Source organism: Aureimonas sp. AU12, from assembly GCF_001463705.1.
Classification (GTDB): domain Bacteria; phylum Pseudomonadota; class Alphaproteobacteria; order Rhizobiales; family Rhizobiaceae; genus Aureimonas.
Genome location: NZ_BBWH01000027.1, coordinates 114,186 through 140,260, shown reverse-complemented (window position 1 = coordinate 140,260; position 26,075 = coordinate 114,186). Strand labels below are relative to the sequence as shown.

Annotated in this window: 22 protein-coding genes; 17 read left to right on the top strand and 5 right to left on the bottom strand. The window is 69.3% G+C overall.

The window, feature by feature from the left end:
* From AUL33_RS11320 to AUL33_RS11310, 3 genes are all read right to left on the bottom strand, one after another.
* The coding region (locus AUL33_RS11320; RefSeq protein ID WP_280137810.1) for an iron chelate uptake ABC transporter family permease subunit at positions 1-297 on the bottom strand (297 nt) is incomplete at its 3' end.
* Positions 294-1,310 carry an iron-siderophore ABC transporter substrate-binding protein gene (locus AUL33_RS11315; protein WP_062207629.1) on the bottom strand — a complete coding sequence of 339 codons (1,017 nt, stop codon included), beginning with the start codon at positions 1,308-1,310 and terminating at the stop codon, positions 294-296. The genes AUL33_RS11315 and AUL33_RS11320, both read right to left, overlap by 4 nt.
* A 20-nt stretch (positions 1,311-1,330) precedes the next feature.
* The gene (locus tag AUL33_RS11310) at positions 1,331-3,490 is read right to left on the bottom strand and encodes a TonB-dependent siderophore receptor (RefSeq protein WP_062207627.1); all 2,160 of its coding nucleotides are present in this window, start codon (positions 3,488-3,490) and stop codon (positions 1,331-1,333) included.
* Positions 3,491-3,639: 149 nt separating this feature from the next.
* Between AUL33_RS11310 and AUL33_RS11305 the strand changes: the two genes are divergently transcribed.
* The 13 genes from AUL33_RS11305 (at position 3,640) to AUL33_RS11245 (ending at position 17,480) form a co-directional block, all read left to right on the top strand.
* Positions 3,640-4,701 carry a siderophore-interacting protein gene (locus AUL33_RS11305; RefSeq protein WP_062207625.1) on the top strand — a complete coding sequence of 354 codons (1,062 nt, stop codon included), beginning with the start codon at positions 3,640-3,642 and terminating at the stop codon, positions 4,699-4,701.
* Positions 4,702-4,833: 132 nt separating this feature from the next.
* Positions 4,834-6,015, top strand: a complete 1,182-nt coding sequence (locus tag AUL33_RS11300; RefSeq protein ID WP_062207623.1) for a zinc-dependent alcohol dehydrogenase — start codon at positions 4,834-4,836, stop codon at positions 6,013-6,015.
* A gap of 308 nt (positions 6,016-6,323) precedes the next feature.
* On the top strand, positions 6,324-7,292 hold the full coding sequence (locus AUL33_RS11295; protein WP_062207621.1) for an aliphatic sulfonate ABC transporter substrate-binding protein: 969 nt from the start codon (positions 6,324-6,326) through the stop codon (positions 7,290-7,292).
* 40 nt (positions 7,293-7,332) lie between these two features.
* The gene (locus AUL33_RS11290; RefSeq protein ID WP_062207619.1) at positions 7,333-8,163 is read left to right on the top strand and encodes an ABC transporter permease; all 831 of its coding nucleotides are present in this window, start codon (positions 7,333-7,335) and stop codon (positions 8,161-8,163) included.
* Positions 8,163-8,912, top strand: a complete 750-nt coding sequence (locus tag AUL33_RS11285) for an ABC transporter ATP-binding protein (RefSeq protein WP_062207616.1) — start codon at positions 8,163-8,165, stop codon at positions 8,910-8,912. Before AUL33_RS11290 ends, AUL33_RS11285 begins: the two co-directional genes overlap by 1 nt.
* A 132-nt stretch (positions 8,913-9,044) precedes the next feature.
* Positions 9,045-9,860: a serine acetyltransferase gene (locus AUL33_RS11280; RefSeq protein WP_062207614.1), complete on the top strand. Its 816-nt coding sequence runs from the start codon at positions 9,045-9,047 to the stop codon at positions 9,858-9,860.
* 324 nt (positions 9,861-10,184) lie between these two features.
* Positions 10,185-11,777, top strand: a complete 1,593-nt coding sequence (locus AUL33_RS11275; protein WP_244492140.1) for a TIGR04028 family ABC transporter substrate-binding protein — start codon at positions 10,185-10,187, stop codon at positions 11,775-11,777.
* The gene (locus tag AUL33_RS11270; RefSeq protein WP_062207610.1) at positions 11,774-12,721 is read left to right on the top strand and encodes an ABC transporter permease; all 948 of its coding nucleotides are present in this window, start codon (positions 11,774-11,776) and stop codon (positions 12,719-12,721) included. The genes AUL33_RS11275 and AUL33_RS11270 overlap by 4 nt, the downstream gene beginning before the upstream one ends.
* A complete protein-coding gene (locus AUL33_RS11265) occupies positions 12,718-13,584 on the top strand; it encodes an ABC transporter permease (RefSeq protein ID WP_062207608.1) in 867 nt (288 codons plus the stop codon). Before AUL33_RS11270 ends, AUL33_RS11265 begins: the two co-directional genes overlap by 4 nt.
* Entirely contained in the window at positions 13,581-15,206 is a 1,626-nt protein-coding gene (locus tag AUL33_RS11260) for an ABC transporter ATP-binding protein (protein ID WP_062207606.1), read from the top strand. Before AUL33_RS11265 ends, AUL33_RS11260 begins: the two co-directional genes overlap by 4 nt.
* On the top strand, positions 15,203-16,225 hold the full coding sequence (locus AUL33_RS11255) for a putative FMN-dependent luciferase-like monooxygenase (protein WP_062207604.1): 1,023 nt from the start codon (positions 15,203-15,205) through the stop codon (positions 16,223-16,225). The genes AUL33_RS11260 and AUL33_RS11255 overlap by 4 nt, the downstream gene beginning before the upstream one ends.
* Before the next feature lie 23 nt (positions 16,226-16,248).
* Positions 16,249-16,848 (top strand): CMD domain protein, encoded by a 600-nt coding sequence (locus AUL33_RS11250; RefSeq protein ID WP_062207602.1) that lies wholly within the window; start codon positions 16,249-16,251, stop codon positions 16,846-16,848.
* Positions 16,845-17,480, top strand: coding sequence for an alkylhydroperoxidase domain protein (locus tag AUL33_RS11245; RefSeq protein WP_062207600.1), 636 nt, complete (start codon positions 16,845-16,847; stop codon positions 17,478-17,480). The genes AUL33_RS11250 and AUL33_RS11245 overlap by 4 nt, the downstream gene beginning before the upstream one ends.
* A gap of 331 nt (positions 17,481-17,811) precedes the next feature.
* On the opposite strand, the gene AUL33_RS11240 is transcribed toward AUL33_RS11245, so the two are convergent.
* On the bottom strand, positions 17,812-21,267 hold the full coding sequence (locus AUL33_RS11240; protein WP_082652525.1) for an acyl-[ACP]--phospholipid O-acyltransferase: 3,456 nt from the start codon (positions 21,265-21,267) through the stop codon (positions 17,812-17,814).
* Between the two features lie 81 nt (positions 21,268-21,348).
* On the opposite strand from AUL33_RS11240, the gene AUL33_RS11235 reads away from it, so the two are divergent.
* The 4 genes from AUL33_RS11235 to AUL33_RS11220 all read left to right on the top strand — a co-directional run bounded on the left by AUL33_RS11235 (position 21,349) and on the right by AUL33_RS11220 (position 24,700).
* Entirely contained in the window at positions 21,349-21,978 is a 630-nt protein-coding gene (locus AUL33_RS11235; protein ID WP_082652524.1) for a TetR/AcrR family transcriptional regulator, read from the top strand.
* A gap of 177 nt (positions 21,979-22,155) precedes the next feature.
* Positions 22,156-22,434, top strand: coding sequence for a hypothetical protein (locus AUL33_RS22170; protein ID WP_062207597.1), 279 nt, complete (start codon positions 22,156-22,158; stop codon positions 22,432-22,434).
* 30 nt (positions 22,435-22,464) lie between these two features.
* Positions 22,465-23,631: a hypothetical protein gene (locus tag AUL33_RS11225; RefSeq protein ID WP_156419376.1), complete on the top strand. Its 1,167-nt coding sequence runs from the start codon at positions 22,465-22,467 to the stop codon at positions 23,629-23,631.
* On the top strand, positions 23,621-24,700 hold the full coding sequence (locus tag AUL33_RS11220) for a nucleotidyltransferase family protein (RefSeq protein WP_062207592.1): 1,080 nt from the start codon (positions 23,621-23,623) through the stop codon (positions 24,698-24,700). The genes AUL33_RS11225 and AUL33_RS11220 overlap by 11 nt, the downstream gene beginning before the upstream one ends.
* 206 nt (positions 24,701-24,906) lie before the next feature.
* Here the strand turns inward: AUL33_RS11220 and AUL33_RS11215 are convergent, their stop codons facing one another.
* Positions 24,907-25,944 carry a diguanylate cyclase gene (locus AUL33_RS11215; RefSeq protein WP_062207590.1) on the bottom strand — a complete coding sequence of 346 codons (1,038 nt, stop codon included), beginning with the start codon at positions 25,942-25,944 and terminating at the stop codon, positions 24,907-24,909.
* Between the last annotated feature and the right edge of the window lie 131 nt (positions 25,945-26,075).

The window sequence follows — 26,075 nt, the reverse complement described above, 5'->3', positions numbered from 1 at the left end:
GGCGACCACCGAGAGCGCGGCGCCCGCCCCGACGCCGAGGAGCCCGGGATCGGCCAGCGGATTGCGCGTCAGGGTCTGCATCACCGACCCCGCCAGCCCGAGCCCGGCGCCGGCGATGAGGCCGGCGCAGAGCCTGGGCCAGCGGATCAGCCGGATCGCGGTGTGAAGGGGGTCGGTGGGATCGAACGCCGCGAAGGCGCGCCAGACGTCGAGCGGCGTCGCCGGGCGCACGCCGACGCAAAGCGACAGGAGCATGGCCGCGGCAAGGAGGAGCGCGGCGGCGAGCGCCCCCTTCAAGGAGCGAGGCCGGCCCGCACGGCCGAGGCGACCGGCGTCTCGGGCGTGCCGTCGAGGGCGGCAGTGATGTCGGCTTCCAGTTCTGTGAGAGCGAAGGGAAGCGACAGGACGCTGCCGAAGGACATGGCGGCGGCGACCAGCGATCCCGCCATCACCTCCCGCCCCTCGCGATGCGCCTTCAGGAGCTTGCGCATCGGCAGGGCGACGAGATCGGGAACGGCATCCTGCGACGAGACCCAGACGAGGAGGTCGACGTCGAGCGGCGCGAGGTCCTCGGGTGAAAGCGAGGCGTAGAAATTGCCGCCCGCGAGCGTCTCGACGATCGCGGGCGAGCGAAAACCCAGCTCGGCCAGGAAGCGACCGCGCGTGTCGCCGCCGGCAAACGCGCCGGTGTCGCCGCCAAAATGATAGGCCGCAACGGCGGTGCGCTCCGCCCATTCGGGATGGCGGGCCCGCGCCTCGGCGAAGGCACGGCTCGTGCTCGCGATGCGCTCTTCGCCGAGCGCCTCGCGACCGACGGCGCGGGCGATCGTCCGGGTCATCTCGTCCCAGGGCGTGCCGTAGCCGGAATAGCGGGCATCGTGCACCAGCGTCGGTGCGATCTGCGACAGGACGGCATATTCGGCCTCCGAGATGCCCGAGCCGATGGCGACGATGAGATCGGGCTGCAGCGCGGCGACGGTCTCCATCGCCACCTCGCCCGAGATCACCTCCGGCTCGGCGCCGCCGAGGAACGGCTGCGCCCAGGGCCAGACCGAGTGGGGCTGGTCGCCGAACCAGCCGCGCACGGCGAGCGGCACGACGCCGAGCGCCAGAAGCGTGTCCTGCGTGGTGAAGCCGAGCGAGACGACCCGCTGCGCCGGCCCCGGCAGCACCGTCTCGCCGAAAGCGTGGGCGATGCGGATTTCGCCCTCGGCGCGCGCCGGGCCCGCACCGAGGCAGGCCGCGAACGTGCCGGCGCCCAGCGCCGCCAGAACCTCGCGCCGCGTCGGGCCCGCATGGCGCCCCGTCATTGTGCCGGACCTCATCCGCGTCAGAACCGGAACCGCAGGGAGCCGATCACGTCGCGCCCCTGCTCACGGTAGCAGTAGCCGTTGTTGCAGAGCGAGGCCCGGTTGTCGAAGAGGTTGTTGGCGTTGATCTGCGCGCGCACGCCGTCGAGTTTCGGGTTCACCGCGCCGAACTCGTAGGACAAAGCGGCGTCGATGAGGATGCGGCCATCGTTGTCGCGCGTGTTGGCGTCGTCGGCGGCCGTGCGGCCGAGGAAGCGGCTGCCGAGCCCGAGCCCGAGGCCCTCCGCAACGCCCGACTGCACCTCGTAATTGGCCCAGAGCGAGACCTGATGCTTGGGAATGCCCGCCACCTGGTTGCCGACATTGTCGCCGTCGGTGAAGGACAGGTCGGTGTAGGAATAGGCGGCGACGAGGCTGAGCCCGTCGGTCAGCGAGGCGTTGGCCTGGAACTCGAAGCCCTGCGAGCGCACCGCGCCGGTCTGCACCTGGAAGAAGCCGCCGGTATTGACGGGATCGACGACGAGAAGGTTGTTCTGATCGATCCGGAACAGCGCGGCGTCGACGGTCAGGCCGATCCAGTCCGGCGCGTATTTCACGCCGACCTCGACCTGCTCGCCCTCGGTCGGGTCGAACGGCGTGCCGCCGAAGGCGGTGCCGACCGTCGGGGCGAAGGAGGTCGAATAGTTGGCATAGGGCGTGATGCCGTTGTCGAAGAGGTAGGAGAGCCCGACGCGTCCCGAGAATTTGCGGTCCTCGGCGCGAACGCTCGCGGAGGCGTCGTTGTTGTTCAAAGTGTCGGTGTCGAGCCAGTCGTAGCGACCGCCGACCGTCAGCACGACGCGCTCGTATTCGGCCTGATCCTGAAGGTAGAGACCGACCTGCTGCTGGTGCGTCGTGGTGTTGATGATCGAGTGCGAGGTCGGGCCGGGGATCGGCTGGCGCCCATAATTGCGGGTGATCAGGTTCAGGTCGGGCGCCGTGGTGCCGCCGTAGCGGTACTGGCCGTCGAAATAGGTGTAGTCGAGGCCGCCGAGCAGCGTGTGGGCCACCGCGCCGGTCTCGAAATTGCCCTGGACCTGATTGTCCACGGCGATCCCCTTGGCCTCGTCGAGGATCTCGCCGGCGCTGCGGCTGGCCGAGATGCCGTCGGGATTGGTTGACAGCACCGAGGTGAAGCGCATGTCGGTGTCGATCGACTGGTAGCGCACGTTCTGGCGCACCGTCACGGTCTCGTTGAAGCGGTGCTCGAACTCGTAGCCGACGCGGCCCTGTGCCTGGTCGAGATCGCGGAAGCGCGGATCGCCCTGCTCGATGTCGGTGATGCGGGCGTCGGGCGTCGTGAAGAAGCCGCGCCCGCCGCCCGACTTCGTGTCGGTGTACTCGCCGAGAACGGTGAGATGGGTGTTGCGGTCGTCCGAGCGCAGGGTGAAGGCGGGGGCGATGTAGGTGCGGTCGTCGCGCGCCGCGACGAACTCGGTATCGGCCGAGCGCTTGATGCCGGTGATGCGGTAGAGGACGTTGTCGTTGCCCGCCAGCGGGCCGGACGCGTCGAAATTCGCCTGATAGTGGCTGTCGGTGCCGATCTGGGTGACCACCTCGCGGAACGGCGCGTCGGTCGGGCGCTTGGTGACGAGATTGACGATGCCGCCGGGCGCGGAGGAGCCGTAGAGGACCGAGCTCGGCCCCTTGAGGATCGACACGCCCTCGAGCCCGTAGGGCTCGTTGCGGAAGAAAGCGAAGGAGCCGCCGAGCGAGCGCAGGCCGTCGCGGTAGTAGCCGGTGTTGGCGACGTTGAAGCCGCGCACGAACAGCGTGTCGAAGGCCGGATCGAAGCCGAAGGCCCCGGCGCGCACGCCCGACGTGTAGCGCGCCGCCTCCACCAGCGTCTGGACGTTGCGGTCCTCCAGTTCCTTGCGGGTCACCACCGAGACCGCCTGCGGAACCTTGCGCAGATCGGTGTCGGTCTTGGTGCCGACGCGCGCCTCGCGGCCGACATAACCTTCCGCCTTGATCCCGCCGCCCTCGCCCGTGCCGGGATCGGACGTGCCCCCCGCGCCGTCCACCGTCACCGTGTCGAGCACGACCACATCCTGCGCCAAGGCCGGCGCGGCCACGACGAGGCAGGAACAGCCGAGGAGGGAGCGGATGAGCCGCAGCCGGTTGGCGGGGGAGGACAACATGATCGACGGCCTTTCGGAACTCTGCGGACGCGTTCGCCTCGTCTCAAACTTGATCAGATTCGTCAACAATCCTATGGCAGCCCTAGCGTGTTGCTCCGCGGGTGTTGTGGGAATGCCGCGCGATCGTCCATCGGCAGGAAAGGCTCCCCATGCTCCAGGCGCAGTCCATCATCCCCGTTCCAGGGGCCGAGCGGCTCCTGACACTTCTCTGCGAGCATTTCGCCGAGCATGGCGAGGTCGTCTCCGAGCCCGGCCGCGGACGGGTGACGTTCGAGCACGGAACCGCGAGCCTGGCGCTGCGCGATGAGGCGCTGCACGTCGAGGTCGCGTCGGAGGACCCGATCCATCTCGACTACCTCAAGATCGGCATCGCCGAGCATCTCGCCGAATTTCACGAGGGCGACCCGCTTGAGATCGTCTGGCGGGGCGACGGTCTGCCGGCCGGCAGCGCGCTGCCCTGGTTCCGGGAGTTGGAGGTCGTGGAGACGCAAGTTCTGACGGCGCACATGCGCCGGGTGCGGATGCGCGGCCACGACCTCGGGCATTTCACGCAAGGCGGCCATCACGTCTACTTGATCTTCCCGCCGCAGGGTCGCGAGCCCGTCTGGCCTGTCATGGGCGAGAGCGGACTGCCCGTCTGGCCGCAGGGCGAGGACGCCCTGACGCGGCGTGTCTACACGATCCGACGGGTCGATCCCGCCCGAGGCGAGCTCGACATCGACATCGTCGTCCATCCCGGCGAGGCGACGCCGGGGTCCGATTTCGCCCTCAAGGCGCGGCCGGGCGACCGGGTCGGCATCACCGGGCCCGGCGGCGGCGACGTGCCGGCCGGGACCAACTTCGTCTTCCTCGGAGACGACACGGCGCTGCCGGCCATCGCGCGCATCCTCGAGACGCTGCCGGCGGACGCCCGCGCCACGGTGATCGCCGAAGTGGACGGGCCGCAGGACGAGATCGCACTCGCCTCGCGCGCGGCGCTGGACGTTCGCTTCCACCACCGGCTCGGCGCCGAGCCCGGCACGTTCGGCGCCCTTCCCCGCGCGCTGCGCGCGATCGACTGGCAGACCGTCGGCGCCGATCCGTTCGTCTGGTCGGGTTGCGAATTCACGGACTTCAAGGCGATCCGCAGCCATCTGCGGGGCGAGTTGCGCTGGGCCCGCGACCGGCACCTCGCCGTCGCCTACTGGCGTCGCGGACGGCCCGGCGCCTGAGAACGCTTACGTCGGCAGCCAGACCGATGATCAGCTCACCCTACGAACCATAGGCGGCTGCCGAGGTTCTGTGGAGCATTCGACCCTGCGCGGTGTTCGACCTTGGAGTGAACACGCACAAGGATTGATCCCATGAAGGCTCTGACCTGGCACGGCAAGGGCGATATTCGCTGCGACACCGTCCCCGATCCCCGGATCGAGGACGAGCGCGACGTCGTCATCAAGGTGACGGCCTGCGCGATCTGCGGGTCCGACCTGCATCTCATGGGCGGCTTCATGCCGACCATGGAGCACGGCGACATCCTCGGCCACGAGACCATGGGCGAGGTCATGGAAGTCGGGCGCGGCGCGGCCTCGAAGCTGAAGGTCGGCGATCGGGTCGTCGTGCCCTTCACCATGTCCTGCGGCGAGTGCCGGCAGTGCCGGTGGGGCAACTGGTCCTGCTGCGAGCGGACCAACCCGAACGGCAAGCTGCAGGCCGAGACCTTCGGCTATCCCCTCGCCGGACTGTTCGGCTTCTCGCACATCACCGGTGGCTATGCCGGCGGCCAGGCCGAGTATCTGCGCGTGCCCTTCGCCGATGTCGGCCCGCTCGTGATCCCCAACGGGTTGGCGGACGAGCAGGTGCTCTTCCTCTCCGACATCTTCCCGACCGCCTATCAGGCGGCGGAGAACTGCAATATCCAGCCCGGCGACACCGTCGCGATCTGGGGCTGCGGGCCTGTGGGCGTGCTGGCGATCAAGTCGTGCTTCCTTCTGGGCGCCGAACGCGTCATCGCCATCGACACCGTGCCCGAGCGTCTGGCGCTGGCGCGACAGGCCGGCGCCGAGACCATCGATTTCGGTGAGGATCGGGTCCAGGAAACGCTGATGGAGATGACCGGCGGCAAGGGCCCCGACAGCGTCATCGAGGCGGTCGGCATGGAGTCGCACGGCGCCGACACGCTGGCGCAGAAGGTGTCGTCGGCCGTGATGGCGGCGACGGTCTCGATGGAACGCCCCTTCGCCATCAACCAGGCGATCCTGGCCTGTCGCCCCGGCGGCACGGTGTCGATGCCGGGCGTCTATGCCGGGCCGGTCGGGCCGTTCGCCCTGGGCATCCTGATGAACAAGGGCCTCACCCTGCGCACCGGGCAGACGCACATGCTGCGCTACATGAAGCCGCTCCTCGACCGGATCGAGCGCGGCGAGATCGACCCGTCCTTCATCATCAGCCATCGTTCGGTCTCGCTGGAAGACGGTCCTTCGCTCTACGAGACGTTCCGCGACAAGAAGGACGCCTGCACCAAGGTGATCTTCAAGCCGCACGGCTGAGACGCCGCAGACGTCCATGGCCGATCGCATCGCGGTCGGCCATGGACGATCCGACCATCGTCCCGGCATGTCGGATCGATCGGGGACCATGTCGCCTTGAGCTCGGCAGGATCTCCGGTCTCGCAGTCTCGCCCTGCAAGCCCAGACGTCTTGCGTCCCCGCCGGAACAAAAAACTCATTCACTCTATCATTATAGTAGATTATTAGTGTCGCCTGGCAGCGACGGGTCGTAGCGTCGAACGGTGGAGGGTAGGCCTCGTGTCGCCCCCGTTCACCGTGTCGCCACCTCCTTGCCCGGAACGATTGTCATGAAGCGAGCCCCTCTCCGTCGGTCCCTCCTGATCGCAGGCGCTCTCGCGCTCCTGTCGGGCGCAGCCAACGCCGCCGATCTCAAGGAGATTACCGTCGACTGGGCGACCTACAATCCGGTTTCGATCCTGATCAAGAACGAAGGGCTCCTGGAGAAGGAGTTCGAGGAGGACGGGATCGGCATCCGCTGGGTCCAGTCGGCGGGATCGAACAAGGCGCTGGAATTCCTCAACGCCGGCTCGATCGACTTCGGCGCGTCCGCCGGCGGGGCGGCGCTGGTCGCCCGCATCAACGGCAATCCGATCCGCTCGGTCGGCGTCTATTCCCTGGCGGAATGGACGGCCCTCGTGGTGCCCGCCGGCAGCCCCATCACCAAGGTCGAGGACCTCAAGGGCAAGCGCATCGCCGTGACCCGCGGCACCGATCCGCACATCTTCCTCGAACGCGTGCTGGCCGATGCCGGCCTCTCCGACAAGGACGTGACGCTGGTCTTGCTCCAGCACGCCGACGGCAAGCAGGCGCTGCTGCGCGGCGACGTCGATGCCTGGGCCGGTCTCGATCCGTTGATGGCGGCCGCGGAAATCGAGGACGAGGCAGTGCTGGTCCTGCGCAAGCCCGAATACAACAGCGGCGGCGTCATCAGCACGCCCGAGACCTTCGCGGCCGCCCATCCCGACATCGTCCGGCGCGTGCTGGCGACCTACGAGACCGCCCGCAAGGAAGCGGTCGCCAAGCCGGACGCCTTGAAGGAGGCGCTCGTCGCCGCGACGAAGCTGCCGCCGGAGGTCATCGCGCGCCAACTGGAGCGAACCAAGCTGACGACGTCGCGCATCGACGATGCCGAGCGCGACGCGATCCTCGGCGCCGGCGAGGCCTTGCAGAAGGCCGGGCTGGTGGCCGCCGACGTCAACGTCAGCGACGTCGTCGATCAGCTGATCGACGACAGCTTCGCGCCGCCGAGCCAGTGAGGACCGGAATGCCTCGATCGATCCGCGCGGGCCGACAGCCATGAGCTCGACCGTCAGGCTCGCGGTCGCCGACGAGGCCTCGGCACCCGAGCCGAGACCCAGGCCGGCATCGCTCCCGATCCCGCTCGGCTGGATCATCCCGGTCGCCCTGGCGCTGGGCTGGGAACTCGCGGTCCGCAGCGGCTGGTCGAACGGCCGGCTGTTGCCGGCGCCCTCGCGGATCCTTGAGACGCTCTGGGCGCTGGCCCGCACCGGCGAGCTGACGACGCACGTCGCGGCGACGGCCGGGCGCGTCGCCCTCGGCTTCGTCGCGGGGTCCGCGGTGGGCATCCTCGCCGGCGCGCTGACGGGCGCGGTGCCGCTCGCCCGGCGCCTGCTCGACCCCACCATCCAAGCCCTGCGCGCCATTCCCTCGATCGCCTGGGTGCCCCTGTTCATCCTCTGGTTCGGCATCTTCGAGACCTCGAAGGTGGTGCTGATCGCCGCCGGCGTCTTCTTTCCCGTCTATCTCGGCGTCGCGACCGCCGTGATGTCGGTGGACAGGCGGATCGTCGAGGTCGGCCGGGCCTTCCGGCTGTCGCGCGCGGCGCTCGTGCGCCGCGTCCTCTTGCCGGCGATCCTGCCACAGACGGTGACGGCGCTGCGCACCGGTCTCGGCCTTGGCTGGATGTTCGTCGTGGCCGCCGAGTTCATGGGCGCGTCCGAGGGCCTTGGCTATCTCCTCGTCGACGGACAGCAGCTCGGCAAGGCCGATCAGATCGTCGCTGCGATCCTCGTCTTCGCGGGTCTCGGCAAGCTGACGGACTCGGGCCTTGCCGCCGTCGCGCAACCGCTCCTGCGCTGGCAGGACCGCCATCAGGACGGACTCTGATGCTTCTCGCCGACACCCTCACCCGGACCTATCGAAACGGCACGACGGCGCTGAAGGGCGTCTCGGCCGAGTTTCACCCGGGCGGCATCACCGCCATCGTCGGCGGCTCCGGCTGCGGCAAGTCCACGCTTCTGCGCCTGCTGGGCGGTCTCGACCAGCCGGACGAGGGACGCGTCGTCTTCGACGGGCACCCGATCACCGAGCCCCATCCCGACATCGGCATCGTGTTTCAGGAGCCGCGGCTGATGCCGTGGCTGACCAATGCCGGAAACGTCGAATTCGGCCTGTCCGGCCTGCCGAAGGCGGTGCGCCGCGAGCGGGCGAGCGCCGCGCTGAGGCGCGTGCGGCTGGAGGAGGTCGGCGATCGCTGGCCGAAGGAGCTCTCGGGCGGTCAGGCCCAGCGCGTCGCAATCGCCCGAGCCCTCGTGGCCGAGCCCTTGGTGCTCCTGCTCGACGAGCCGTTTTCCGCCCTCGACAGCTTCACGCGGTCCGACCTGCACGCGCACCTGCTCGACCTCTGGCGAGAGAGCCGCATGACGCTCATCCTGGTGACGCACGACCTCGACGAGGCGCTGACGCTCGCCGACCGCGTTCTCGTGATGAAGCCGCGACCCGGCCAGATCGCCGCGAGCTACGACATCGATCTCGATCGGCCGCGACGCCGGAGCCATCCCGCCTTCGACGCCCTGCGCGACGAGATCGCCGGCATCATCCGGACGACCGCGACGATCAACGGCCTCGCCGCTTGAGCGCAGCCTGACCGGTCGGACTCACGTGACCGGCGGCAGTCTCGCAGTTCTCGATCATCGATCTGCAACTGCCGTACGCCGTGAAACCGGACGCCGGACACCGGCGTCGAACCTTGGACCGCGGACAGGACCATGAGCAGCGCCCTCACCATCGACACCGAAGTCAGCGACCTCATCTGGGAGCGCATGCGGCACGAGGCGGAAAAGGTCGTGCGCGCGGAGCCCTCGCTCGCCCGGCTCGTCGCCGAGGCGATCCTGTCGCAGGCCTCGCTGGAGGCGGCGCTCGCGGGGCGCCTCGCCCATCGCCTTGCCGGCGAAATCGGCCCCGAAACGCTTCGCGCCATTCTGACCGGGGTGATCGCCGCCGACGCCTCGATGCGGCGTTCCCTGCGGTTCGACATTCTCGCCATTCTCGACCGCGATCCCGCCACCACCACCGCGCTCGACCCGATCCTTCATTTCAAGGGGTTCCAGGCGCTTCAAACGCATCGCTTCGCGCACGCGCTCTGGAGCGAGGGGCGCCGGGATCTCGCCCTTCACCTGCAGCACCGGGCGTCGGAGATCTTCCAGGTCGACATCCATCCGGCCGTGCCGATCGGCGCCGGGATGTTCATCGACCACGCGACGGGCATCGCCATCGGCCGGACCGTGACGATCGGCGAGAACGTCTCGATCCTGCAAGGCGTCATCCTCGGCCCGGATCTCGGCGCGGCGTCCGGGAGCGGGCATTTGCGGATCGGCCGCGGCGTGATGATCGGGGCGGGCGCACGCGTTCTCGGCCCCATCGAGATCGGCCATTGCTCGCGGGTCGGTGCGGGATCGCTCGTGCTGGAGGACGTCCCCGCCAACGTCACCGTCGCCGGCTCTCCCGCCCGCATCCTCGGCTATGCCGGCTGCGCCGAGCCCTCGCGGCGGATGGATCAGATCTTCTACGACGTCGGCCTCTGAGCCTCAAGGCGGCGTGGTACTCGGGAGACGACCGCGCGATCGCGCATCCCGTGGCGAAACCGGCAGCCGCGATGCCGACGGGCTGCCCCGGCCGCCTGCAGACCGGTGGCAGTCCGAAAGCCCGATCCGCATCGCGTTGCGAAAAGACTTTTCAACATCTGGCGTCAGACGGGATACGCGTACCTTCATTCTATCAGATTAGTAGACATTATGGTTGCAGCGCCGACTGCTCGTTGTCCGGCGCGCCAATCGCCCGACATGCGCACGAGGTTTCCCATGAGCCCAAGCCCCTTCACCGCCCTCACCCGACGCGGCTTCGGCATGATGGCGATGGCCGTTGCGCTCGCCTCGCCGGCCGCCTTTGCGCAAGGGTCGCCCAAGACCGGCGGCACGCTGGTCTATCTCGAACAGCAGCCGCACACCGTCCTCTATCCACCGGCGGGAGGCTTCTATCCGAACGGCGGCATTCTCAACCAGATCACCGACAAGCTGACCTACCAGAACCCGCAGACGCTGGAGATCGAGCCTTGGATCGCCGAGAGTTGGGAGGTGAGCGACGACACGAGACAGTACACGTTCCATCTGCGACCCGGCGTCACCTTCTCAGACGGCACGCCGCTCGACGCGAGCGCGGTGGCGCAGAACTTCGACACGTTCGTGCTCGGCAACAAGGAGCGCAACCTCCCGGTCTCGGAGGTGGTGAACAACTACGAGCGCTCCGAGGTGCTCGACCCGTTGACCGTTCGCTTCCATTTCAAGGCGCCGAGCCCGGGTTTCCTTCAAGGCACGTCGGTGATCGGGTCGGGCCTCGTCTCGCCGGCGACGCTGAAGCGCAACTTTGCCGAACTCGGCGACGCCCGGCTGATCGTCGGCTCCGGACCCTTCGTCGTGGAGAGCGAGACGCTCGGCACCGAGCTCGTGCTGAAGGTTCGCGAGGACTACGACTGGGGGCCCGCGAAGCTCGCCCACAAAGGCCGCGCCCATCTCGACGGCATCCGGTACGTGATCGTGCCGGAGGACGGCGTCCGGATCGGTGCACTGACCTCGGGCCAGGGCGACGTCGTGCGCCAGATCCAGGCCTATGACGAGGACGCCCTGACCTCGGAGGGCTTCGCGATCTCCGCCCCGTCGACGCGCGGCGTCAACAACTCGATCGTCTTCCGCCCGGACAACCCGCTCGTCGCGGACGTCAAGGTCCGGCAGGCCCTGCTGCACGGCACCGATCGGCAGGCGATCGTCCAGACCCTCTTCTCGAAGAACTACCCGGTCGCGACATCCGTCCTCGCCTCGACCGCGCTCGGCTATGTCGACCTGTCCGACAAGCTCCGCTTCGACCAGACTGAGGCCGCCCGCCTTCTCGACGAGGCCGGGTGGACGGTCGGGGCGTCGGGTCTGCGCGAGAAGGACGGCCAGCGGCTGGAACTCACCGCCTACGAGTCGCTGCCCCAGCCGCAGAACCGGGCGGCGCTCCAGCTCGTCGCCCAGCAATGGAACATGCTCGGCGTCAAGCTCAACGTCCTCGGCGGCGACGCCGGCTCGGCGGTCGCCGACAATCTCGATCCCGCCAAGACCGCCGTCTCGCCGGCCATGGTGGGCCGCGCCGATCCCGACGTCCTCAAGAGCCAGTACTATCCGAAGAACCGCAACGTCCTGCTCCAGACCGGCGGCGTCAGCGACAAGGTCAGGAGCTTTCGCGACGACACGCTCAACGGGCAGTTGGAAGCGATCGCCGCCGAGACCGATCCGGCCAAGCGCCTCCAGCTCGCCGGCGACGTCCAGCGCCGTGTCGTGGACGAGGCCTACGCGATCCCGATCTTCGAGGAGCCGCAGGTCTACGGCGCGGCCCCTTACGTGAAGGGGCTCGCCTTCGAGGCCGTCGGCCGGCCGAGCTTCTACGGCGTCTGGCTCGACAAATGAGGGCCCCCATCCTGGTAGGCCGCTTGGCGCAGGCGGCCTTCGTGCTCTGGGCGGCCTTCACCGTCTCCTTCGTCCTGCTCCAGCTCATGCCCGGCGACGCCGTGCTGATCCGGTTCGTCGGCGGCGACATGGGGCTGAGCCCGGAAGCCGTGGCGGGCATCCGGGCCTTCTATGGGGCGGACGATCCGATCTGGAGCCAGTATCTGCGAACCCTCGCCGGCTTCCTCAGGGGCGACTTCGGCTTCTCGATCGCGTCCGGCGCCTCGGTCGCCGGCGAGATCGCCGCGAACCTGCCCTCGACGCTCTGGCTGTCGGGTCTTGCCTTCCTTGCCGCGGTCGCGCTCGCCCTCGCCGTGACGCTCCTGGCGATGCTCGCGCCCTTCCGCTTCCTGCGCGAGACCTTTGCGGGGCTCCCGGGCCTCCTCGTCTCGATCCCGGTCTTCTGGCTCGCCATCGTGCTCGTCCAGATCGTGTCCTTCCGCCTCGGGCTGGTGTCCGTGATCGCCCCCGGTCCGTGGGAGCGCCTGATCCTGCCGGTCGCCGCCATCGCGGTGCCGATCGCGGCGCCGATCGCGCAAATCCTCCTGCGCAATCTGGATGCCCTCTCGGTGCAGGGCTTCGTCACGGTCGCCCGCGCCAAGGGCGCGACACGGTCGCAGGTGCTATTTCGACACACGCTGCGCAACGCCCTCCTCCCGGTCCTCACGATCGCCGGCCTTCTCTTCGGGGAGCTCCTGGCGGGCGCGGTGGTGACCGAGACCGTGTTCGGCCTCAACGGCATCGGACGGCTGGCGGAGCGGTCGGTGCGCAACCAGGACGCCGCCGTGCTCCAGGCCATCGTGGTGATCGCGGCGCTCGGCTTCGTACTCGTCAATCTCGCGGTGGATCTTCTCTATCCCCTGATCGACCCGCGCCTGCGGCGCGCCGGTACGGTGACGGCATGAGCACGGTGTCGTCGCTCGCGCCCTTTGAAGGGGCAAAACCGCGCCGCTCGCGCCGTCGCGCCGGTTCGCGCCGGCTTCCGGTCGGTCTGGCGCTGGCGGTCGCCGTTCTCTTCCTCGCCGTGCTGCTGGCCCTCTTCCCCTCGCTCTTCACCGGCCACAGCGCGGTAGCGGGCCTTGCCGGCCAGCAGTTGAAGGCGCCGTCCGCCGTGCATTGGCTGGGCACGGACGAGCTCGGACGCGACGTCTTCGCGCGCATCGTCCACGGCGCGCGCTACTCGCTCTCGGGCGCCGCGATCGCCGTCGGCATCGGCCTCGGCCTCGGCACCCTGATCGGGCTCCTCGCCGGAGCGATCGGCGGACGCACCGACGGCGTCCTGATGCGCCTCGTCGACGTCATGCTGGCGATCCCGACGCTGCTCCTGTCGCTGGCCTTCATCGTCATCCTCGGCTTCGGCCATGCGCAGGTGGCGGTGGCCGTCGGCATCACGTCCATCGCCAGCTTCGCGCGGCTCGTGCGCTCCGAAGTGATGACGGTGCGGCGGTCGGACTACGTCGAAGCCGCCTTCGGCTCGGGCGGCACGTTCGCCGCCGTGCTCTGGCGCCACATCCTGCCGAACTCGATGACCACCGTCCTCGCCTACGCCGCCCTCCAGCTCGGCTGGGCCATCCTCCAGATCTCGGCGCTCGGCTTCCTCGGCTACGGCGCGCCGCCGCCGACGCCCGAATGGGGCCTGATGATCGCGGAGGGTCGCAACTATATGGCCCGCGCCTGGTGGCTCACCGTCTTCCCGGGACTGGCGACGATCATCGTCGTCCTCGCCGCCAACCGCGTCGGGCGGGCCCTGACGGGAGGAACCCGATGAGCGCGACACGAGGCAACACGCCCCTCCTCCTCGTCGAGGGTCTCGCCATCGGCTACGATGGCAGGACCGTCGTCGAGGGCGTCGACTTCGTCGTCCGGCCGGGAGAGGTCGTGGCGCTCGTCGGCGAGTCGGGATCGGGCAAGACCACGACGGCGCAGTCGATCGTCGGGCTCCTTCCCGGCAACGGACGCATCGAAGGCGGTCGCATCCTTCTGAATGGAGAGGATGTGTCCGGCTGGTCCGACCGCCGCCTGTCCACCCTCCGGGGACGGGTCGTCAGCCTCGTTCCGCAGGACCCCGGATCCTCGCTCGACCCCGTCCAGACGATCGGCACGCAACTGGCCGAGGTCTTCCGCCTGCACGGCGCGCGCGACCGGGCTGCGATCCAGGCCGGGGTTCTCGCCCTGCTGGAGCGCGTTGGCCTGTCCGATCCCGAGCTGCGCTTCCGGCAGTATCCGCACGAGCTGTCGGGCGGCATGAAGCAGCGCGTGCTGATCGCCATCGCGCTCGCGCTCAAGCCGCAGCTCGTCATCGCCGACGAGCCGACCTCGGCGCTCGACGTCACGGTCCAGCGCCGCATCCTCGACCTGATCGACGACCTGCGCCGCGAACACGGCACAGCCGTCCTTCTGGTCACCCACGACCTCGCGGTCGCAGCGGACCGGGCCGACCGCATCGTGGTGATGCGGGGCGGGCGGATCGTCGAGCAGGGCGAAGCAAGGTCGCTCCTCGATGCGCCGCGCGAGGGCTACACGCGACGCCTCCTGCTCGACGCACCCGCCTTCGCAGCGCCCTTGCGCAAGCCGCTTGCCCCATCACTCGCCGCGCCCATCATCGAGGTCGAGGGGCTGGTGCAGGACTTTCCCACCGATCGCGGACCGTTTCGCGCGGTGCACGAGGCCAGCTTCCGCGTGGCGCCCGGCACGACCCACGCTCTCGTCGGAGAGTCGGGATCGGGCAAGACCACGACGGGCCGCGCCGTCCTCGGCCTCCTGCGTCCGACCTCCGGCCGCATCGTGGTCGATGGACAGGACGTCGCCTCGCTCAAGGGCGAAGACCTCCGGCGCTTCCGACGCAGGGTCCAGCTCGTCTACCAGAACCCGTTCGCCTCGCTGGATCCGCGCCAAAGCGTGCGGGACATCGTCGAGGAGCCGCTCCTCAACTTCGAGCCCGTGGCGCGCGAGGAGCGCCGGGCTCGCGTGGAGGCGATCCTCGCGCGGGTCCATCTGCCCACCGAGCTCGCCGCACGGCGGCCCAGCGCCTTGTCCGGCGGACAACGCCAGCGCGTCGCGATCGCCCGAGCGCTGATCCTCGAACCACGCATCCTCGTTCTCGACGAGGCGGTCTCCGCCCTCGACGTCACAGTCCAGGCGCAGATCCTCCGCCTCTTGGGCGAACTCCAGCGCGAGCTCGGCCTCACCTACCTCTTCATCTCCCACGACCTCGCCGTGGTGCGCGCCATCGCCGATACGGTGAGCGTCCTTCGAGGGGGCCGGATCGTCGAGGAGGGCCCCGTCGAGGACGTCTTCGGCCGGCCGGCCACCGCCTACACGCGTGAGCTGATCGGCGCTATTCCGGGGCGCGGCAGGTCCCACCATCCCGACGAGGCCATCCCCGCATGACCAAACGCATCGGTTTCTTCACTCGCATTCTCGACGACGCCGAACCCGGCATGCGCTATCGGCTGGCGCGCGAGCAGATCGTTCATGCCGAGCGCCTCGGCTTCGACACGGCATGGATAGCCCAGCACCACTTCAACCGCGACGAGGGCGGCCAGCCCTCACCTTTCGTGTTCCTCGCCAACGTTGCGGCCGTCACGTCTCGCATTCGCCTGGGCACCGGCATCGTGACGCTGCCGCTCGACGAGCCGGTGCGCGTCGCCGAGGATGCCGCGGTTCTCGACCATCTGTCTGGCGGACGGCTGGAACTCGGCCTCGGCTCCGGCGGCACGGCCTCCTCATTCGCCGCCTTCGGTCTCGACAGCGCGGAACGCGGCGCGATCTTCGGCGGCAAGGTGGCGACGCTGCGCCGTGCTCTCAGAGGCGAGCCGCTGGGCGGCGGCAACCGCCTCTACCCGGACGCCGGCACGCTCGATCGGCGCATCTGGCAGGCGACCTTCTCGGCGGCCGGCGGCGCGCGGGCTGGCGAGGCGGGCGACGGCCTTCTTCTGTCGCGCACTCAGCCGCGGCCGCAGGGGCGACCGGACCTCTCCCTTGCCGAACTCCAGCTCCCGATCGTGCAAGCCTATCACACTGCCCTCCCGGCGGGTGCGGCACCCCGCATCCTGGCCTCCCGCAGCGTGTTCGTCGCCGACCGAGGCGCCGAGGCCCGGCGCCTTGCCGAAACCGGACTGCGCCGGGTGGCCGCCCATTTCGCCGCGCAGGGCCACGTCATCCTCGGCGACAGCCTCGACGATCTCCTCAGGACCTTCGACAGCCATGTCGGCACGCCGGACGAGGTCGCCGAGAGCCTGTCACGCGACGTGACGCTCGCCCACGCGAGCGAGGTCTCGGTGCAGGTCCACTCGATCGACCCGCCGCACCCCGCCATTCTGCGATCGATCGAACTCTTCGCGGCGGAGGTGGCCCCCGCGCTTGGCTGGCGCGAGCCCACCCGCCCCGCGCTCGCCCGCGTCGTCTGACACCAGAACCCCGGAGACATCCCATGAGCGAACCATCCGCCGACCTCATCGACGCGCTGGCGGGCATCCGTGCCGGACCGGCACTCGACGCCGTGCGCGCCAGGCGCTCCGTCGCGCGCGACAACGCGCAGCGCAGCTACGAGCTTCTGCTCCATCCCGCCGAGCCGGGCGACGTGAGCCTGGAGGAGCGCCGGACGGTTGCCGCCTTCGTGGCCCTGCTGCACCGGGACGCGGCGATCGCTGAGCATTACACGAGGCTGCTCGGCGCGCCCGAACTCGAACGGGTGCTCTTCGTTGAAGCCGAGCGAGCCTCGACCGACGGTCCCTACGGCGCCTATCCGCCGGGGCCACTCAGCGAGGAGAACGAGGCGGGACCGATCTATCGGGCAAGCGAAGACGCAAGGGCCGCCTTCGGGGTTCGGCTCGCCGCCGCGCTGGTTCACGCCCACCTGCTCGTCTTCCACCCGCGCGACGCCGGCAGCGAGTCGCTGGCCCGGCTCGTGGAGGCCGGATGGAGCGCAGACGGGATCGTGACCCTGTCGCAGCTCGTCTCGTTCCTCGCCTTCCAGATCCGCGCGGCGATCGGCCTGCGCTCCCTTGCCCAAGCCGGAGAAGCCGCATGAACGCCCCCGTCGCCGCGCCTGAGACATCCGTTCTTCTGAGCCATCCCGACAACCGCGAGCCGAACGCGTTCACGCGGGACGAGCTGAGCTGGCTTCCCGCGCTGGCTCCGCTCGCCGTCGAGGACCTCACCGATCGGCACTACGAGGGCCTGACCGAGCGGAGCCGCGCGCAGTCGCCCTATTTTCGGCTCCTCGCCCGCGACCCGGAGGTTCTGGGCGCCCGCACGCGCACCGACAAGGACATCTTCTACAACGGCGACGGCGGTCTGCCGCGTGCCGAGCGCGAACTCGCCGCCACCGCCGTCTCGCGGGTCAACGGCTGCATCTTCTGCGCCTCCGTCCACGCCCGCTTCGCCACGCGGCATTCCGGCCGCGGCGAGGAGATCGACCGGCTTCTGCAAGACGGCGTGTCCGTCGATCTCGACCCCCGATGGAACGCCATCGCCCAAGCGGCCGAGCGGCTGACACGCACGCCGCCCGAGTTCGGCACCGACGACGTGGCGAGGCTGCGGGAGGTCGGCTTGAAGGACGACGAGATCGCCGACCTCGTCTTCGCCGCCGCCTTCTTCAACTGGGCCAACCGCCTGATGCTGTCGCTGGGAGAACCAAGCGCAGTGGCGCCGACCACCTGACGGGCGCTCTGATCACATCCCTTCCCTCTTGCAAAAGGGGGATCGCCTGGGCTCGGCGTTTCCGCGCCGCAGCCGCCCAATGGATGAAGGCTCGGTTCGAGCCACGCATCGGGGACCGTTCGAACGGACAGGCTACGCTTCTATGGAGGCGCCGGACTTCTGGCCCCGAGAGGTGAACCCGATCGGTGGTTCAATCGGGTCCTTCGAGGAGCATCCGTCAGTCCAGGTCGCGCCGATCACTCCGTTGGCGAGCCGAAAACCGCGGTCTCGGATCAAGGTCGGGTCCGGCCCGCGATAGGAACGGCCTGTCCCGAATCCCTTGAACCGTTCCTCAGGCCGCCAACTGCCGTCCCACCTCTGCGAAATCGACCTTGCCCGTTCCGAGCAGCGGGATCGTGCCGACCACGACCCTGGATGGCGCCATGAGGTCGGAGGCATTCCGGGATTTCAGGAAGCGCGCGAGGTCCAGGCGGTCGGCGCCCTCCGCCTCGGTGAGGAGCACGATGGCCTCGCCCTTCTTCGGATCCTTCACGACGGCGGCCGCCGAGGCCTTGCCGGGCCAGAACTCGGCCGCGAAGGCCTCGAGCGCGGCCAGCGACACCATCTCGCCGCCGATCTTGGCGAAGCGCTTGGCGCGGCCGAGGATCCGCACGAAGCCATCCGTGTCGATGTCGACGACGTCGCCCGTATCGTGCCAACCGTCCACCAGCGTCTCGATCACGCCGGGGTTCTCCTCGCGCAGGTAGCCGAGCATGACGTTCGGACCGCGCACGTGAAGCCGACCGCCGACCTCGACACCGTCCACGGCCTCGAGGCGGTGCTCGATGCCGGGCATGAGCTGCCCGACCGTGCCCGGCTTGTTGAAGAGCGGGGTGTTGAGGGCCACCACGGGCGAGCACTCGGTCACGCCGTAACCCTCCAGCAGGCGCACGTCGAACTTCTCGGACCAGACCTTGCGGGTGGACTCCTTCACCGGCTCGGCGCCGGAGAACACGTAGCGCATCGAGCGGAAGTCGTAGGCGTTGGCGGTGCGGGCGTAGCCGGCGAGGAACGTGTCGGTGCCGAACATGATCGTCGCGTTCGACCCGTAGGCGATCTCGGGCACGATCCGGTAGTGCAGCGGCGAGGGGTAGAAGTAGACGGGCACCCCGTGGGTGATCGGCAGGATCGTCGCGGCCGTCAGCCCGAACGAGTGGAACATCGGCAGGATGTTCAGGACCTTGTCGGATCGGTCGAACGCGATGCGGGCAGCGGCCTGTGCGGCGTTCGCCAGCATGTTGCGGTGGCTGAGGACGACGCCCTTCGGCTTCCCCTCGGAGCCGGACGTGAAGAGGACCACGGCCGCGTCGTCGGGCTTCGCCTTGCTGGCGATCCGCGTCTTGCCGAGGAGGCCGAGGACCTTATCGAGCGTGCCGACGGACGCCTTCACGTCCTCCAGCCAGACGATCTCGAACTCGGCGGCCAGCGCGTCGACCAGCGGCTGGAGCTTGCCCTGCTCGACGAAGACCTTCGAGGTCAGGATCTTGCGCGCCCGGCAGGCCCGCAGGCCGGAAGCGACGTTGGCCGCGCCCGCCGTGAAGTTGACCATGGCCGGGATCTTGCCCGAGCGGCTGAGCGCGAGGAACGTGACGAGCGCGCCGACCGAGCTCGGCAGCATCAGGCCGACATGGCTCTGGTCGCCCAGGAGCGCGTCGAGCTTGCGAGCGAGGACCGAGGAGGCGAGCAGCAGCTTGCCGTAGGACAGGCGTCCCGCCTTCGGATCTTCGGCGCAGTTGGTCGACATGCCGAACGTCCTGGCGGCGTCGACGACGGCCCTGGCGACCGTGCGGTCGATGTCGGCGGACTCCACGACCGTCCCGGCCATGACCTCGTAGAGCGCAGCCCCGGCGGCGGCGCGGCGCCTGGCCCCGCGCAGGGCGGGATCGACCTCGATCGCCCTCGGCTCGCCGACGGTGACCACGACCTTGGGGAAGAGCTTGCGGCGCACCTGCGTGTCCTTCATCCGGGAAAGCGGAGACCGTTCGAGACCATCGATGCGCACGGGGACGACCATGGCGCCGGTCTTGTCGGCGACCATGGCGGCGCCGTCATAGACCTTCATCAGGCTGCCCGTGACCGAGATGCGCCCCTCGGGAAAGATCACGACGGGGTCGCCGGCCTGGATCGTGCGCACCAGGGTGCGGGTGCCCATCGGCTTGGTCGGGTCCATCGGCATCGCGCGGGTGGCATTGAGGAAGGGCTTGGCCCACCAGCGCTGGGCGATCCCGGTGTCGACGGCAAAGACGGGGTCGAGATCGGTGAGCGCCAGCGCCAGCGGGCCGTCGAGGAACGACGTGTGGTTCGGCGCCAGGATCATGCGGTTGCCGGCCTTGGCGACGTTCTCGAGGCCGCGGACCTCCATGCGGTGGAAGACGCGAAAGTAGATCGAGGCGACATCGTAGAGGGGCTTGGTCGGCAGTTTCGCGAACATCAGGAGGGCCGCAACGACGTTGAGGACGGCGAGGATCGCGAGGATCGCGGGCACGCCGAGGCCCGACGCCTGCCCGGCCGCGACGGCAACGCCGGCGAACGCCATGCCGATCGAGGAGATGATGTTGGCGCCGGCGACGGTGCGGGCGCGGCGCCTGGCGTCCGACCAGGCCTGAAGCGCGGCCGCCGCGGGCACGGCGACCAGCGCGCCGGAAAAGGCGATGCCGGCAAGGTCCACCAGCGATCGGACACCGCCGGCACCGGCGAGGAGGCTGTCGGTGGCCGTGCCGCCCATACCCCATGTGATCCATGCGAGGTCGGCGGAGAAGGCCGCCATCATCAGCGTGCCGACGGGTACGGGCAGCAGCACCACGCGGCCCTTGATCAGCGCGGCCGCGACGGCCGAGCCGACGGCCACGGCGACCGCGAAGGTCGCAAGGCAAAGGGTGACGGCGCCCTGCGTTCCGCCGAACGAGTCCCGCACCAGGACCGGCAGGATGGAGAGGCAGACGGCGCCGATGGTCCAGAACCAGGCCTGCATGGCGGCGACCGTGAAGAGCCGGCCGTCCCGGCGCAGGGACGCGACCTCGCGCCAGGTCGAGCGAACGACGTTCGGATCGAGCGTGGAGGTCGGGTCGCCGGCGCCGGTGCGGGGGATAAGGAAGCTGGAGACCCAGCAGGCGAGGGCAAGGACGGCGACGGCCGGGCCGATCAGCCCGCTGGCGTGTTCGGTCCCGGACAGGAGGCCGGCGCCGACCGTGCCGGCGAGGATCGCGAAGAACGTCGCGCCTTCGATCCAGGCGTTGGCGCGCGGCAGGTCGTCGGGGCTGAGGTGATCGGGCAGGATGCCGTACTTCACCGGTCCGAACATCGCGGACACCACCCCGAAGGCGAAGAGCGCCGCGAACATCAGGGGCACGGACGCGGTGGCGAGGCCGGCCACGGCGATCCCCGCCGCACCGATCTCGGCGAGCTTCAGGTAACGGGCGACGACCGCCTTGTCGTTCCGGTCCGCCACTTGCCCGCCGAGCGCCGACAGCAGCACGAACGGCAGGATGAAAATGGCGCCCGCGAGCGGAACGAGCTCCGCGCCTCCCCCGTCGGCGAGGCCGAAGAGGATGAGAAGCACCACCGCGTTCTTCAGGAGGTTGTCGGTGAACGCCGACAGAAGCTGGGTGACGAACAGCGGCAGGAAGCGCCGTGACGCGAGGAGCGATCCCGAGACCGGCGCTGGCACCGCGGCGGCGAGAGCCTGGGTCGCCGCCTTGTTCGCCCCGACGTCGCTGCCGGGTTGGACGCCCTTGATCGCTTCGAACATGGATGATACCCGTTTCTGAACAGTGTTCATATTTGAACGTAGTTCATCCTGCGACACCGAGCACGGCTTCGCAAGCAAAAAATGAACATCGTTCAATTTTTGGGTGATCCGATGGGCGTGGCGGAAAAGCGGGAGGCGGTGCGCGAGCGGTTGATCGATGCGGCGGTCGCCGCCGTCGCGGCGGGCGGAATGGCGTCGGTCCGCGTCAAGGATGTGGCGACCGCCGCCGGATGCTCCGCCGGGCAGGTCTACACGTTCTTCGACGATGTCGACGCGCTGATGGTGGCCGTGAACTCGCGGACGATCCGGGACCTTGACTCGCATCTCGCCGCCCGCGCCCTGAAACCCGGCGCCGCCCCCCCCGAACGCGTCCTTGTCTCGCTCGCCTTCGCCTATCTCGAGTTTGCGGACACGCGGCGACGGGCCTGGTCGGCGCTCTTCGAACGGGCCGCCGCCTCCGGCAAGCCCGCTCCCGACTGGCACCGGGAGGAGCATCTCGCGCTCGTCCGGCTCGCGGTCGACGCCCTGCGAGGCCTCCGGCCGGAATGGTCGGACGACCAGATCGGCGAACTCGCGCTGTCGATGTTCTCGATGGTCCACGGCATCGTTTCCATCGGCCTGCAGGAGACCGTCGTTTCCGTGCCCGTCTCGCAGCTGGACCGCCAGCTCGACCTCGTCGTCACCTCCCTCTGCCGTGGCCTTCCCGACTAGGGCGAACGAACAACCGGCATGGATGCCAGAGCGCCAACCGTGCGATGCCCCAAGGGCACTCCCGGTCCCCCAACGTCTACGCCTTTCGGATGGTCTACCCTCCGCTGAAAGAGTTCGGGACCGATCTCCCGCTCCTGCCATGGTGGACTCCCGTTCACCCGCTGTTCCGGAGCCGACATGAGCAACAAAATCCCGAACGCCGAGGCACCCACCTCGGGCACGGACCGTCGCGACTTCCTGAAGAAGGCGGGTCGCTTCGCCGTGACCGTCCCCCCCGCCATGACGGTCCTGCTTTCGACCTCGATGACCTCCGACGCCATCGCCCAATCCTCCGGCGGTGCCGTGCGCGATGGTGGTGGTGGTGGCGGTGGCGGTGGCGGTGGCGGCCCCTCGCATTCGGGCGGCGACGCCGGACCCCGCGTCACCCACGACACCGGACACAAGGGCGGCGGCTAGGCCCGCCCGCCCCTGCCGGGCGCGGTCTCGATGTCCCGTCGCATGCTCCGGCCCGGCCCTCTCGTCGACCAGGGCGACGGCCGCAGGCGGGGGCCGGTCTACCGGATCGACGGCGCATCGCTCTCCGCAACGCCGGACGGCGCTCTCCTCTTTTCGGAACCGGCACAGAAGGTCGTCGGCCTGACCGATAGCGCCGCGGCCATCGTCTCGCATCTCATCGACGGGGCGATGGCCGCCGAGATCGAGCGCCGGATCGAGGGCGTCGAGGCCAACGAAGCCTCGGCCTATGTGCGCCAGACCCTGTCGATCGCCTGCGACCTCGGGCTGCTTTCGGCCGACCGGACCCCGGAGCCGCCCGCCTGCCTCCTGCAGCGCCTCGCCCTGCCCGGCCTCGGCGTCACTCTTCATTACGCCGAGCGCGAAATCGCCGTCCTCGCAGCGCCGATCTTCGCGCCCTTCGAAACGTCGTGCGATACCCCGGCAACGCAGGTCTCCGGCGATCCGGCGATGCTGCGCTACGACGTCTGGCGGGAGGACGGGTTCGTCTTTCTCCAAGGCAGCGCGGGCCCAGCCGCCGTCTACCGCGACGATCAGGCGGGGCCGGCGCTCAAGGCGCGGCTGACCGACGACGTGATCGCCGCCAATCCGGCCTCCCTCATCCTGCATGTCGCCACGCTCGAGCGCGACGGGGCGGCGCTTCTCCTCTGCGGCCATCCCGGCGCCGGAAAGACCACGCTGGCGCTCGAACTCCTGAAGGACGGGTTCTCGTTTCGCGGCGACGATCTGGCACTGCTGCGCATGGACGGGACGATCGACCCTCTGCCCTTCGCGCCCGGCATCAAGCCGGACGGCTGGCCGGGACAGGCGCCGGACGCGCCGACCCATCGCCGGCTCGACGGCCGCGCGGTGCGCTATCGCCCGGTCGCCGCTCCGCCCTCGCACCGGCCGCTGCGCGTGCGCTGGATCGCGCTGCTCGACCGCCGCGAGGTCGACGGCCCGTCCATCGCCGACGTCGAGATCCCCGTGGTGCTGCGGGATCTCATCGGCGACGGGTTCACCATCACCCGGCGCCTTTCAGCCAGAAACTACGAGAGCCTGCTCGGCCTGCTCGGCGGCAGCCGGAACGTGCGCCTGACCTTCCGCGAGGCCGCAGAGGCTCGCCGCTCGATCGTCGATCTGTGCCGCGATGCGCCGTAGGACCGCGCCCATCGATGCGCTGCTGGCGCTCCTGCGCGGCGCCCGGCCCGGCGAAGCGGTGAACCGGAAGCCTATGGACTGGGAAGCGATCGTCGCGCAGGCCAACCGGTCGCTGACGACGCCGGCCCTGGCAGCGCGGCTCGCAGCGGTCGACCCAGCCCTCCTCCCGGCCGATCTCGTGGTCTTCCTGCAGGACGTGCTCGCGCGCAACGAGCGCCGGAACCGTCTCCTCCTCGACCAGTGCGAGGAGGTGCTGACGCTCCTCAATGCCGGCGGCATCGTGCCGACGCTTCACAAGGGCGTGGCGCTTCTTCTCGGCTGCCCGCCTTCGATGCGCTCGCGCCTCGTCTCCGATCTCGATCTCGGCGTGCCGCCGCACGACTGGCTCAGGGCCCTCGCCTTGCTGGAGGCGGGCGGCTATGCGGTCCACGCCAAGGGCGCCAACCGCGTGAACGAGCTGACGCTCGATCTCGTGCGGGCCGACCGGGCGGCAATGATCGACCTCCACCGCGTGGCCCGGGGGCCGGACGACCTGACGCGGCGTCTATCGGCAGACCATCCGGGTCGCCCGGTCCAGCTCGGCGCGGGGCAGGCGCTCCTGCCGTCGCCGACGCGCCTGTTCGTGGAACTCGTGCTGCACGATCAGTTCCACGACGGCGACTTCTGGCGGGGTCATCTCGACCTGCGCCATCTCCTCGACATGGTGATGCTGGCGAAGGCGGAGGCGGAGGAACCGCTCGACTTCGCGGCGGTGATCGCGGCGTTTCCCGGCGCGCGGAACCGCACCATTCTGACGACGCAGCTGATCACGGCCAGCCGGCTTCTCGGCCTGCCGCTTCCCGACGGGCTGGCGCCAGGCTGGTTCGCCCGCTTGCAATACCGGCGTCGCCGGCTCCAGCTGCGGCACGGCTGGACCGGCCCGGCCCTGTCGCTCCTGACGACCGCGCTCCATCCGCGCCGGACGCAACCGGGCGATGCCGCCGCACCGGCCCGCCCGCTCCGGCGGCTGCGCGCCCGCCTCGGCCTTTCGCGCGCCCTCTTCCGCCGCGCCTCCCTCGGCAAGGTCTGACGATCCAATGGCTCGGCTCTCGTCACGCGCCGGGAGACGCTTCTGGAAGCCCCGAGGTCGTATAACCAAGCTTTCCGATGTTCAGGTCAGACCGGCCGCCGTGGTCAGGATCCAGGCGGAGATCCGCTGGCGGATGAACGATGCGGTTGTGCGCCCCCCACGGTGAACGGCCGATGAAGGTCGGCATGGACCGGCGGTCGAGCGCCTCATGCGGCGAGGCGTGTCGTCGCCTTCTGCGCGTACATGCGTTCATCCGCTCGCCTTGCAATCTCGTCGATCGTGTCGTGCGCGCAGATGGCCGTCGCACCGACACTCGCGCCGATGCGCGCGATCCCACCGGACACCCGAATGGGGTCGGCAAGACGGACGCGGATGGCGTCGGCGACCGCACTTGCCGCCGCCCGGTCGCCGATCATCAACACGACGAACTCGTCTCCCCCCATCCGGGAGACGAACGCATCCGGACCGACCACGGACGCAATCCGGCCGGCAGCGTCTTTCAGCACCCGATCGCCCGCCTCGTGGCCGAGTTCGTCGTTGACCGCTTTGAAGCGGTCGAGATCCACGCCGAGCCAGTGCACGTTCGGGAGCCCTTCTGTGATCGCCTGCGAGGTCACGAGTTCGAGTTGTCGGCGGTTCCAGAGGCCCGTCAATTCATCGGTCGATGCCAGCCTCTCGACGGTCCTGCGGTCCAGCAGACCGGTCACGGTTTGGACGTAAGTCCTGTCGGACTGCCCTTTCACCGAAAGCACGGCGCCGAACAGCGAGACGGCCATCCACCATCGGATATCCTCGTTCGAGGCCATGAGAGCGATCGCCGGAACGAACACGTAGGGGAGCGTCTGTCCAAACCCGTATCGGCGGCAAAGGCCGACATAGGGGATCGCACCGTAGGCTCCGCCGACAGCGATCGCGATGGAACTGGCCGTCAACCATGCGTCACCGCGCAGGATTGCATCGGCCAGGAAGGCCGAGAATGCCAAGGCAAGCGCCGTTCCACCCAAGAGATAGAGAGCCTTCCATCGAAGCTGCATCTGTTTGGAGGCGCATGCATGCCCGTAGCGGACGTAGCTCTCCGCAATGGCGATGCGAAGCAGACTGATGACCCAGACGGCGATCGCGGTCACGAGCGTCCACCCGCTATCGGACTCGAGAGCACCATAGATCGTCGAAGTCAGCATGATGGCGGACAACCAGCGGATGTTCACCCGAGAGGTGAACATCAGGCGGACGAGATCGACCACGACGTCGTCGGGAAGGTCACGGTACGCAGGAATATCGTGTCTTGTCCGACGCACGCGAACTCCCCGGTGGTGTCGCCACAATCTGCAAGCGAAACCTTTAACGGGCGGTTCGCAGCGATCAAATCGCGTCC